The 9,806-nt window shown below is 62.4% G+C and carries 11 protein-coding genes and 1 riboswitch; of the genes, 4 read left to right on the forward strand and 7 right to left on the reverse strand.

Annotation, left to right across the window (positions count from 1 at the left end; translation table 11 throughout):
• The 3 genes from NKJ89_RS35020 to NKJ89_RS35030 all read left to right on the forward strand — a co-directional run.
• Nucleotides 1-204: hypothetical protein (locus tag NKJ89_RS35020; protein ID WP_352608984.1), on the forward strand; the 204-nt coding region annotated here is incomplete at its 5' end.
• Between the two features lie 113 nt (nt 205-317).
• A complete protein-coding gene (locus tag NKJ89_RS35025) occupies nt 318-1,313 on the forward strand; it encodes a sterol desaturase family protein (protein ID WP_352608986.1) in 996 nt (331 codons plus the stop codon).
• Nucleotides 1,310-2,458, forward strand: coding sequence for a GNAT family N-acetyltransferase (locus NKJ89_RS35030; protein ID WP_352608987.1), 1,149 nt, complete (start codon nt 1,310-1,312; stop codon nt 2,456-2,458). The genes NKJ89_RS35025 and NKJ89_RS35030 overlap by 4 nt, the downstream gene beginning before the upstream one ends.
• 107 nt (nt 2,459-2,565) lie before the next feature.
• On the opposite strand, the gene NKJ89_RS35035 is transcribed toward NKJ89_RS35030, so the two are convergent.
• The 6 genes from NKJ89_RS35035 to NKJ89_RS35060 form a co-directional block, all read right to left on the reverse strand.
• Nucleotides 2,566-2,850, reverse strand: a complete 285-nt coding sequence (locus NKJ89_RS35035) for a hypothetical protein (protein WP_352608988.1) — start codon at nt 2,848-2,850, stop codon at nt 2,566-2,568.
• A 149-nt stretch (nt 2,851-2,999) separates the two neighbouring features.
• Nucleotides 3,000-4,913, reverse strand: coding sequence for a 1-deoxy-D-xylulose-5-phosphate synthase (dxs, locus tag NKJ89_RS35040; protein ID WP_352608989.1), 1,914 nt, complete (start codon nt 4,911-4,913; stop codon nt 3,000-3,002).
• A 143-nt stretch (nt 4,914-5,056) separates the two neighbouring features.
• The gene (locus tag NKJ89_RS35045) at nt 5,057-5,980 is read right to left on the reverse strand and encodes a pirin family protein (RefSeq protein WP_352608990.1); all 924 of its coding nucleotides are present in this window, start codon (nt 5,978-5,980) and stop codon (nt 5,057-5,059) included.
• A 38-nt stretch (nt 5,981-6,018) separates the two neighbouring features.
• Complete coding sequence (locus NKJ89_RS35050) at nt 6,019-6,285, reverse strand: DUF2277 domain-containing protein (protein ID WP_023759114.1); 267 nt, start codon at nt 6,283-6,285, stop codon at nt 6,019-6,021.
• Nucleotides 6,286-6,383: 98 nt separating this feature from the next.
• Nucleotides 6,384-6,635 (reverse strand): exodeoxyribonuclease VII small subunit, encoded by a 252-nt coding sequence (locus NKJ89_RS35055; RefSeq protein ID WP_352608991.1) that lies wholly within the window; start codon nt 6,633-6,635, stop codon nt 6,384-6,386.
• 3 nt (nt 6,636-6,638) lie between these two features.
• Nucleotides 6,639-7,565: a histone deacetylase family protein gene (locus tag NKJ89_RS35060; RefSeq protein ID WP_352608992.1), complete on the reverse strand. Its 927-nt coding sequence runs from the start codon at nt 7,563-7,565 to the stop codon at nt 6,639-6,641.
• A 121-nt stretch (nt 7,566-7,686) separates the two neighbouring features.
• Nucleotides 7,687-7,866, forward strand: a riboswitch (cobalamin riboswitch).
• A gap of 48 nt (nt 7,867-7,914) precedes the next feature.
• Between NKJ89_RS35060 and bluB the strand changes: the two genes are divergently transcribed.
• On the forward strand, nt 7,915-8,661 hold the full coding sequence (gene bluB, locus NKJ89_RS35065; RefSeq protein WP_352608994.1) for a 5,6-dimethylbenzimidazole synthase: 747 nt from the start codon (nt 7,915-7,917) through the stop codon (nt 8,659-8,661).
• Here bluB and NKJ89_RS35070 read toward each other — a convergent pair whose 3' ends face one another.
• Nucleotides 8,662-9,645: a hypothetical protein gene (locus tag NKJ89_RS35070; protein WP_352608993.1), complete on the reverse strand. Its 984-nt coding sequence runs from the start codon at nt 9,643-9,645 to the stop codon at nt 8,662-8,664.
• Nucleotides 9,646-9,806: the final 161 nt, after the last annotated feature.

The following is a 9,806-nucleotide window of genomic DNA, read 5'->3' on the forward strand; positions in this document are numbered from 1 at the left end:
CAAGCGCAAGCGCCTCAAAGCCCTCATGAACCCGACCTACCGCCAAGCCGTCCTTGCAGGTTAACGATTCATGATTTCGCCCTGCCGGCATTGAAGGAAAGCATGTCGCCTCCGACAATGATCTGCAAACGGCGCTTCGTGCTTGGGCAATCACGCGCCTCAACTTCAAGGAAGATGGGCATGACAGAAATTCTCTCGTCTTAAGCCACCGGAAATTTCATGGATCGTTAACCAGTTCTCGTCGCACTTGCTTGAGGACTAAAATGTTATGACTGCGACAGCCCGCAAAACGGGATGAAGAGGCGGCAATCTTGGAAATGGCCAGCGAAATCGTCTACAAGGTGCTTGACCGGATTTCCGGCGCCGGTCTGCTGGCGACCGGACTTCTGTTGCTGACCGCTTTGGTCAGCGCCCTCGTCGCCTATTGGCGCACGGTCGAGAAAAAGAGCTGGAAAGAATTCTTCGAGTTCGCGATCCCGCACGAGGTCGTCACTCATCCCTCGGCGAGAGCCGACCTTCTGTTCTGGGTGACGAGGAAGGCCCTGATGCCGTTCCTCATGCTGCCTGCCGGCATCGTCTTCGTCAGCGCCGTCGGTTATGCGACGAACTGGCTACTCACGACCTTCCTTCCGATCCAAGCGCCTCTGATCGACGGTCCGGCAGGACCGGTGACGGTAACGATATTCACCATCACAATGCTGCTCGCCTACGACATCTCGTATTATCTCTATCATGTCGCCCAGCATCGCTATCCGGTGCTTTGGGAACTGCACAAGGTGCACCATTCGGCCGAAGTGATGGTCGGCATAACCAAGGACCGCGTCCACCCGCTCGACGAATTGATGAACCGGGCCTGGGACGGCGTCATTCCCGGCATCTGCTTCGGCATCTGGTCGCTGGTCGCGTTGAACCTCGTCGAACTGACGATCTTCGGCGTCAACGTCTATATCATACGCAACATCCTGATGATGGATTTCGTCAGGCACACGCATTTCAAGATTTCCTTTGGGCCGCTGAACAACCTGATCTTATGCCCGCACTGGCATCAGTTGCACCACAGCACGGACCCGCGCCACTACGACAAGAACTTCGGGCTGCTCTTCTCGTTCTGGGACCGGCTGTTCGGAACGCTATGCGTTCCCAGACCGGACGAGGACTTCAAGTTCGGTTTGATCGAACGCAACGTGCGCGACTACCAGTCGCTCTCAGGCCTCTATATTCTGCCGCTGAAGCGGATTTGGCGGCTGATCGCAAGATACCTCCGCACTGAAAAGCCCGAGTCACGGCAATCGCCGCAAAGGGGCAAGCCTTGAACGGGCCTGTCGTGTGCCGGCTGCCGCAAACGCACCAGATCGAAGTCGCGACTTCGGCCGCGCGCCTGGCAGAAATAGCGCCGGCCTGGGCGGCGCTCTGGCAACGCGCCGGCGGCCTTGTTTTCCAGCATCCGGACTGGATCTCGGCCTGGTGGCGCACGACGCCGCATCAGGACCGGCGCGGCCTCAGGATCGGGTTGGTCTGGAGCGGCAAGCGCCTCGAGGCCGTCATTGCGCTTGCGACCTTCAAGCGCTCCGGTGTCCGTATCCTGGAATGGGCGGCGAAAGATCACAGCGATTATGGCGACGTGTTGCTCGCCCCCGACTGCGACCCGTTGATTCTATCGCAGCTCTGGCAACGCATTCTCGACGATGGTGGCTTCGATCTCGTCTATCTGAATCGTTTGTTGCCGGATGCCCGATTCCACGCCCTGCTCGGTTCCGCCGTCCCAGGCCGCGGCTCGATCTTGCAGCCAAACCACCGCAGCGAGATCAGCCATCGCGTCGTTGGCACCTGGCAAGGCGGCGCGCAATGGTTCGAAAGCCAATCGAAAAAAACCCGGCAAAACTACCGCCGTGGCCGCAAATTCATAGAGGAAGGCGGCAAGCTGCGCTTCCGCCTGATGGATGCGCACGAAGACCGCGAGCAGGTGCTCGAGCGCGTCGCGGCGCTGAAGCGGCTGTGGCTGGCAAAGCACGGCCGCGCTTCGGATCTCTTCGACGAAGGCTCCACCGCTCTGGCGGCACTGGTCTCCGTCCTGGCCGAGCTCGGATTGCTGCGCATCTTCGTGCTCGAACGTGACGACGCGATCATCGCCGTCTCGATCAATTTCGAGCAGCGCGGGACGATGATGGCTTTCGTCACGACCTATGACCCGTCCTTCGAGCGGGCCTCGCCGGGCATGGTCTTGATGATGGACTATATCCAGTGGTCGCTTGACCAGGGCTTGACCACGGTCGACTTTCTCTGCGGCGGCGAGGATTTCAAGCGCCGCTTTTCGACGCATTCGGTGATCTTGTCATCAGTGATGGGTGGGCGAAGCCTGCGCGGACGCCTCGCCATCTTGGCCGACCGCGCCCGCAACGCCGCGAAATCATGGCGCTCCGAGAAGCCGTCGAAGCAAGCGGAGCTGGCCGAAGAATAGTCTTTTCAGATCGGCTGCATAACGGCAAGCGTCATGGAAAGGCATCTGCCGATGGACCGACACCCATCGTGCCTTCTTAAGCAACTCCAGGCCCACCGGCCTCCAATTTAGAAAATGGTTCGCGAAACCTGCCGTTCCACGGCGGGCGACAGATCGTCGTCCGGCTTGCCCGTGGCTTCCTCGCGTGGGCGTTCGCTCATGGCCGGCGCTACGCCCGGCACGACCACCAGCTGCGGCACCTGCTTGTAGGAAAAGCCGCCGCGGATATCGCCCATCTTGCCGGCGACGATGCCCATGGCCGCCTTTTCGAGGCTGCGATCGTAGCGCGTTTCGGCGGCGGCCGGCGCGACGATGAGGGTGCAAAGCGCTACGCCGCACAGAAGCGTTTTCATTGTTGTTGTCTCCCTGCCTGATCAACGGTTTAGCAGGGCGCCGTTGAAAAACGGCCAAGAGAGACGGTAAGCGAAAAGCCAAACGGCAGCGTAAACAACGCGTTAACGTCGTGGGCCGGCCAACTGATTCAAGTCGTTGAAACTTTAATTCAGGCGCGTTGGGCGCGAACCATATGCCCGAGCGCGACGAACACGGTGCGCACGATGCCGGCCGCGTCGAGCCCGGCATCGGCGTACATCTTTTCCGGCTTGGCGTGGTCGGTGAACGCGTCGGGCAGCACCAGCGGGCGCACCTTCAAGCCGCTTTCCAGGAGACCTTCGTGGGCCAGGAACTGCAGCACGTGGCTGGCAAAGCCGCCGACGGCGCCCTCCTCCACCGTCACCAGCACCTCATGCGAGCGGGCCAGCCGCCGGATCAGATCCTCGTCGAGTGGCTTGGCGAAACGGGCATCGGCGACCGTGGTGGAAAGCCCGGCGGCACCCAGCTCCTCGGCGGCGATCAGACAATCCTGCAGTCGCGTTCCGAAGGACAGCAGTGCTACCTTGGTGCCCTCCTTGAGGATGCGGCCCTTGCCGATTTCGAGAACCGAGCCGCGTTCCGGTAGGTCGACGCCGACGCCGTTGCCGCGCGGATAGCGGAAGGCGATGGGGCCGTCATCATAGCTCGCCGCGGTACGCACCATATGGCGCAGCTCCGCCTCGTCGGCAGCGGCCATGACGACAAACCCCGGCAAGGTTGCCAGGAAGGTGGTGTCGAAAGCGCCGCAATGGGTGGCGCCGTCGGCTCCGACGAAGCCAGCCCGGTCGATGGGAAACCGCACCGGCAATTTCTGGATGGCGACGTCGTGGACGACCTGGTCGTAGGCACGCTGCAGGAAGGTCGAATAGATCGCCGCGAACGGCTTATAGCCTTCGGTGGCAAGGCCGGCTGCGAAAGTCACCGCGTGCTGTTCGGCGATGCCGACATCGAAGGTCCGCGACGGGAATGCCTCGCCGAACAGGTCGAGGCCGGTGCCGCTCGGCATGGCAGCGGTGACGGCAACGATACGGTCGTCCTCGCGGCCTTCCCTTACCAGGCTTTCGGCGAACACCTTGGTGTAGGCAGGCGCGTTGGCGGGCGCCTTGGCCTGCGCGCCGGTGATGACATCGAATTTGTTGACGCCGTGATATTTGTCGGCGGCGGCTTCCGCCGGCGCGTAGCCCTTGCCCTTCTGAGTGACGACATGGATCAGCACCGGGCCTTCGCCATTGTCGCGGACATTTTTCAGGACCGGGATCAGATGCTCCAGATTGTGACCGTCGATCGGGCCGATGTGATAGAAACCGAGCTCCTCGAACAGCGTGCCGCCGGTAACGTAGCCGCGTGCGTGCTCGACCGCCCTTGTGATCGCGCGGTCGGCGCGTTTGCCGAGATAGGACGTCAGTTTCTTGCCGAAATCGCGCAGGCCGATATAGGCCTTGCCCGAAGCCAGACGCGCCAGATAGGCGCTCATCGCGCCGGTCGGCGGCGCGATCGACATGTCGTTGTCGTTGAGGATGACGATCAGCCGCGCATCGAGCGCGCCGGCATTGTTCATCGCCTCGTAGGCCATGCCGGCCGACATGGCGCCGTCGCCGATGACAGCGATGACATTGTTGCGGCCGCCGGAGAGATCGCGAGCGGCAGCCATGCCGAGGCCGGCCGAAATCGATGTCGAGGAGTGGGCGGCGCCGAAGGGATCGTACTCGCTCTCGGCGCGGCGGGTGAAGCCCGACAGGCCCCCTTCCTGGCGCAATGTGCGGATGCGGTCACGGCGGCCGGTCAGGATCTTGTGCGGATAGGCCTGATGGCCGACGTCCCAGATAAGCCGGTCATCGGGGGTGTTGAAGACATAGTGCAGCGCCACCGTCAACTCGACCACGCCAAGGCCGGCGCCAAGATGGCCGCCGGTGTGGGAGACGGCATCGATCAGCTCGGCGCGAAGCTCGGCTGCCAATTGCGGCAGCTCGCTTTCGGCAAGCGTGCGCAGGTCGGCTGGGATGCGGACCTTGTCGAGAAGCGGCGTATGCGGCGTTGCGTTCACGGGTGCTCAGGCTTTCTGTTCATTGGCGAAATAGGCCGCCGGCCGGAGAATGTAAATGCACGTCAGTGACGCGGATCGGGCTGCGGTTCTTGGTTTGATGCATGCCGTTCTCCCAGAACCGGGCCACTTTCGGGCAACATGCATCAGCTTTCCGGCAGCGGAATGAACTCTTGCTCGTCTCCGGGAACAATATCGAAGCGTCCCGTCTTCCATTCCTGCTTGGCCTGCTCGATGCGTTCCTTCGACGATGAGACGAAATTCCACCAGATGTAGCGCTGCGAGCCGAGCGAAGCGCCGCCGAACAGCATGAAATGCGTCGCGCCGGTCTGCGACGATACGACGATCTCGTCACCGGGCCGAAACACCAGCAACCGTTCGGCCGGGAAAACGTCGCCCGAGATCGAGACCTCGCCTTCGAGTGTGTAGATGGCTCGTTCTTCCGCATCGGCCGGGATCTTCACGCTGGCGCCTGGCGCCAGGCGCAGATCGGCATAGAGTGTCTCTGTGTCGGCCCTGACCGGGGATCGCAGCCCTTGGAAATCACCAATGGCAATGCGGCCGCTAACGCCCTCGGCGTCGATCTCGGGCAACCGGAGTGCTGCGGTGTTCTCGAAAACCGGGGCTACTTCTTCCTTGCCGTCCGGCAGCGCCAACCAGGTCTGCAAGCCGGAAATCGACATCGGCGCGCCGCGCATTTCCTCAGGGGTGCGCTCAGAATGGACGATGCCGCGGCCGGCGGTCATCAGGTTTACGTCACCGGGCTGGATGACCATTTCGGTGCCGAGTGAATCGCGATGCCTTATATTGCCGTCGAACAGATAGGTGACCGTCGACAGACCGATATGCGGATGCGGGCGTACGTCGAGCGCCTGGCCGGCGCGCAGGATGGCCGGGCCCATGCGGTCGAAGAAGATGAACGGGCCGACCAACCGCCTCTTGGCGGTCGGCAGGGCGCGGCGAACCTGGAAACCGCCAATATCCTTGGCGTTGGGGATGACCATCAGTTCGATCTGGTCGCTGGCGAAGGCGTCGCCGGCCTCTGGGTCTTTCCCCGGGAAGAAGCTCATGCACTCTCCTTGTCAGCGCCAGAGGCAGCCTGGACGCTTCAGGCAAACCGGATCGCCGATTTCGCCCTTAGTTTGGCCGCCACTTCCTCGCGATTGCGAGGATGCTGATGGGTTTCGAGTGAATCGAGCAGTTCGCGCGCCGATGCTGCGATGGCTTCGACCGCGTGGTCGAAGGCATGCTGGTTCTGCTTCGAAGGCCGCGTCGTTCCGCTCAGCTTGCGGACAAACTGAAGTGCCGCGTCGCGGACTTCGTCATTGGTCGCGGGCGGATCAAAATTGAACAGGGTCTTGATGTTTCTGCACATCGTTTCCGTATCTCCTCTTGTCCTGAGCCGTTTCAATCAAGATGAACTTTATGCTCAATCATGATCGTGTCCAAAAGTCGGTGAGACGGCTGCGTGCCTCAGTCCGCGTCGAGCGGCTCCGTTCCAACCGGCTTGCCATCACGCGACAGCCTGATCTTCTCGACCTTGTCCTCGGCTGCCTTCAGCAGCCGGTCGCAATGCGCCTTCAGCGCTTCGCCGCGCTCATAGATCTTGATCGACTGATCGAGCGGCACGTCGCCACGCTCAAGATCATCGACGATCTTTTCCAGCGCGTCGAGTGCCTGTTCGAAGCTCATCGCCTTCACATCGTCGTTGGTCTCACCGGCCATCATTCATCCTTTCATCAGTCGCCCGACATGGGCGGCGACCGAAAATGCCAATCCCTGCAGATCGTAGCCACCCTCGAGCAGGCTGACGAGCCGGTCGCCGCTATGACGCGCGGCGCGCTGCATCAGCTGGCCGGTCGCCCAGTCGAAATCGTCCTCGGTCAGGTTGATCTCGGCCAGCGGATCGCGGTGATGTGCGTCGAACCCGGCCGAAATGACGATCAGGTCGGGCGCGAAATTGTCGAGCGCCGGCAGCACGCGCGACAGGAAGGCATCGCGAAAAACCTCGCTGCCGGTCTGCGGCGCCAACGGCGCGTTGACGATGTTGCCGGCGCCGGTTTCGTTTTTTGCCCCGGTGCCGGGATAAAGCGGCATCTGATGCGTCGAGCAATAGAGCACCGAGGGATCGTCCCAGAAAATATCCTGCGTGCCGTTGCCGTGATGTACGTCCCAGTCGATGACGGCAACGCGCTCGACGCCATGTTTCTTCTGCGCATAACGTGCCGCGATCGCCGCCGTGTTGAACAGGCAGAAGCCCATGGCTGTGGTCTTTTCGGCATGGTGGCCGGGCGGCCGGGCAGCGACGAAGACATTGTCGGCGCGGCCTGAAAAGACGTCGTCGACGGCGGCGTTGGCCGCACCGATTGCGGTGATCGCCGCCTGCCAGCTCTTCGGACTAGCGGTGGTATCGGCGTCGATGCGGGCGATCCCCTCGTCGGGAATGGCGGCGCGCACGCGAGCGACGAAATCGGCGGGATGCGCGTAGAGGATGGTGGCCTCGTCGCCTTCCGGCGCCTGGATACGATCGAGCGCGGCAAAAGCCTCGTCGTCCAGCACGCGCTCGATGGCGCGCAAGCGGTCCGGCCGCTCGGGATGGCCGGGCGGCGTGAGGTGCTCAAGGAAGATCGGATGGGTATAGAGACGGGTAGCCATCGTCCTAATCTAGTGACCCGGATCGGCAAAGGCCATGCACGGGCGGCCGATGACTGGGGAAAATCGCGCCTGCGTCCATTCGCGTCGCTGCAGGCATTGGCGTCGTCCGCGCTTCGGCGTAAGGTCCGTGACACTGCCTGGTGCCCGCCGCAAGCGGGAGAATCGGGAACACGGTTGAATTCCGTGGCGTGCCCAACGCTGTAAGGGGGACCGCGCCGGTATATGCCACTGTCGATGACGGGAAGGCACCGGACGCGGGTTGATCCCGAGCCAGAAGACCGGCCTGGCAGGCATCGTCATCCGCATGGTCAGGCGGTTGGCATCGATTGCAATCGCAAGGGGACAAGCGATGCCGGAACACATGACCGCTGCTGTTGGCGATGGATTTGAGGAGAATGCGCGCGATGCGGTGTATCGCGCCATGTTCACTCGGCGCGACGTCCGCAGCCATTTCCTGCCCACCGGGCTCGACGATGAGGTGCTGGCGCGGCTGCTGCTTGCCGCCCATCACGCGCCGTCGGTCGGCTTCATGCAGCCTTGGAACTTCATCGTCATTCGCGATGCCGAGCGACGGGAAAAGGTGCGCGACCTGTTCCTGGCGGCGCGCCAGCAGGAACTGCCGGCCATTGCGGAAGAGCGGCAGGCGCTCTACCGCAAACTCAAGCTGGAAGGCATTTGCGAAAGCGCGCTCAACATCTGCATCACCTGCGATCGCGAGCGTTCGAAGGGTTCGCCACTGGGACGCTCGCACAATCCGGAGATGGACCTCTATAGCACGGTCTGCGCGGTGCAGAATTTCTGGCTGGCGGCGCGCGCCGAAGGCGTCGGTGTCGGCTGGGTCAGCATCATCGAGGCGCAAGCGCTGAAAGGCCTGCTTTCTATTCCGGAGCATGTGACCCCGGTCGCCTATCTCTGCGTCGGCCGCGTCTCGGAGTTCGCGCCAAAACCTGACCTTGAAACGCATGGCTGGGGACGGCGGCTGCCGCTGCCGGAACTGATCATGAGCGAGACGTTTTCCGGGCAAGGTGAAGTGCTGCTCAAATCGACCGTGGCGCGCCTCAACACCGTTTCTGCCGCGCCGTCGAGCCCTCGCTAATCAGGGTGTCGCGCCGGCCGGTCCCCAGCGCGAGCCGCCAAAGGAGGCCAGCGCCTTGTCCTTGAGTTCCCTGAACTTCGACGACGCCTCCGCCAGCCGGGTGTCCCAGGCCGGATCTGGCACCTGGCCCGCGATGGTCTTGAAATAGACCTGCATCAGGCAAGCGATGGCGAAGGGCTCGATGAACGCCGCCTTGAAGGCCCAGGCGAAGACGATGGCTAGCACGAAGGCCCAGCCCGCCAATTGCCCTGGCATCAGGAAAAGAATGGCGGCGGCCGGCGCCAGCATCAGCAGGAAGATAACGAAGGATACGCCCCACATGATGACCGCCAGCCAGACGGCGTTCTTGACCATCACCTTGCCGTTCTGGGCATAGAGCACGACGCCTTGGCGCGCCGTCTCGAACGGCGAGGACGAATTGATGCGAATGTTGTAGCCGAGGATGATCTCGTCGACATAGGTCAGCGACAGGCGGATCACCGTGTTGATGAAGGAGACCAGACCGCTCAAACCCGGGATCGGCAGGAAGGCGGCGATGCCGCCGAGCAGGCCGGTGATGGCCCGGATGGCGCCCTTGACCAGCTGATCGACGACGAAAAGGATGTTGGCCTCGGCAAAACGCTGGGTGACGATATCCTTGGCGTAGGCGATCTGGTCCTGGCCGCCGGGAATGTCACGGCCGTCGATCAGATGGACCATCACGGCGATGTGGCCGGCCTTGACGACATAGAGGATGTATTCGCGGATCCAGTAGACGGCGATCGAGACGATGCCGAAACCGACCACCCCGCCCCACAAGGCAAAGGACATCGGCCCGTCGGGATCGGTGGAGATGTGGCCGACGCCATAGCCGACGGAGGCGCCCGTGCCGGTCGCCATGATGTAGGCCAGTGTGATGCCGAAATAGACGATCATGCGAAAGACAATGAACGGCCAGGTCCGCATCATGATGGACACCGACCTGCCGATATCGAAATCCCACATGCCCCGAATCTCCCCCTCAGAGGTGGTGAAAGAGGATGGACCCAACCCGGCGATTGTCAATTGCCGGCCGCGGCGCCGGCAGGGCGGAATCATGAATCGTTAACGCTCTGGTAACCAAGCGGGATTCTGTTGGCCGGGAAGGAGACCGGCGATGGACGCAA

It is taken from the genome of Mesorhizobium sp. M0047 (assembly GCF_040323315.1).
GTDB lineage: Bacteria > Pseudomonadota > Alphaproteobacteria > Rhizobiales > Rhizobiaceae > Mesorhizobium.